Source organism: Streptomyces sp. NPDC005393, from assembly GCF_040606675.1.
In the GTDB taxonomy this organism is placed as follows: Bacteria; Actinomycetota; Actinomycetes; order Streptomycetales; family Streptomycetaceae; genus Streptomyces.
In genome coordinates this window covers 1-1,034 of the sequence record NZ_JBEXFG010000151.1, presented here as the reverse complement: position 1 = coordinate 1,034, position 1,034 = coordinate 1, and the positions used below count along the sequence as shown (strand labels likewise).

General features: G+C 69.9%; 1 protein-coding gene. It reads right to left on the bottom strand.

All coding sequences use genetic code 11. From position 1 onward, the window contains the following. The coding region (locus ABZS71_RS35690; RefSeq protein ID WP_356217048.1) for an ATP-grasp domain-containing protein at positions 1-1,034 on the bottom strand (1,034 nt) is incomplete at both ends.

The following is a 1,034-nucleotide window of genomic DNA, read 5'->3' as shown; positions in this document are numbered from 1 at the left end:
GAGGCGGGGAGGGAGACCTCGAGTCGCTTGCCGCCGACCTCGACGATGACGGTTTCGCGGGCGGTGGTCTCTTCGGTTTCGTCGGTGCCGGTGGGGGTGTAGGGGGTGATGGTGTTGTTGAACTCGGTCTCGATCCAGCGGGTGTGGATGGTGAACGGGTCGCTGGTGAAGGCCGGGTCGGTGACGACGGCCTGGTGGAAGGGGATGGCGGTGGCCATGCCCTCGACCTGGAACTCCGCCAGGACGCGGGCGGCGCGCTGCAGCGCCTGGGTGCGGGTGGCGCCGGTGACGATGAGTTTGGCCAGCAGCGAGTCCCATGCCGGGCCGATGACGCTGCCGGATTCCACGCCGGCGTCCAGGCGGACGCCGGGGCCGGTGGGCGGGGTGAAGGTGGTCACCGTGCCCGGTGCGGGCAGGAAGTTGCGGCCTGGGTCCTCACCGTTGATACGGAACTCGAAGGAGTGACCGCGCACCGCGGGGTCCTCGTATCCGAGTGCTTCGCCGTCGGCGATGCGGAACATCTCGCGGACCAGGTCGATGCCGGTGACTTCCTCGGTGACCGGGTGCTCGACCTGCAGACGGGTGTTGACCTCCAGGAAGGAGATCGTGCCGTCCGCGCCGACCAGGAACTCCACCGTGCCGGCGCCGGCGTAGCCGGCTTCGCGCAGGATGGCTTTGGAGGCGGTGTAGAGCTGGGCGTTCTGCTGGTCGGTCAGGAACGGTGCGGGGGCCTCTTCGACGAGCTTTTGGTGGCGGCGCTGGAGGGAGCAGTCCCGGGTGGAGACGACCACGACGTTGCCGTGGGTGTCGGCCAGGCACTGGGTCTCCACGTGGCGGGGCTTGTCGAGGTAGCGCTCGACGAAGCATTCGCCGCGGCCGAAGGCGGCGACGGCTTCGCGGACGGCGGAGTCGTAGAGCTCGGGGACCTCTTCGAGGGTGCGGGCGACTTTCAGGCCGCGGCCGCCGCCGCCGAAGGCGGCCTTGATGGCGATCGGCAGCCCGTGTTCGCGGGCGAAGGCCAGGACCTCGTCCGC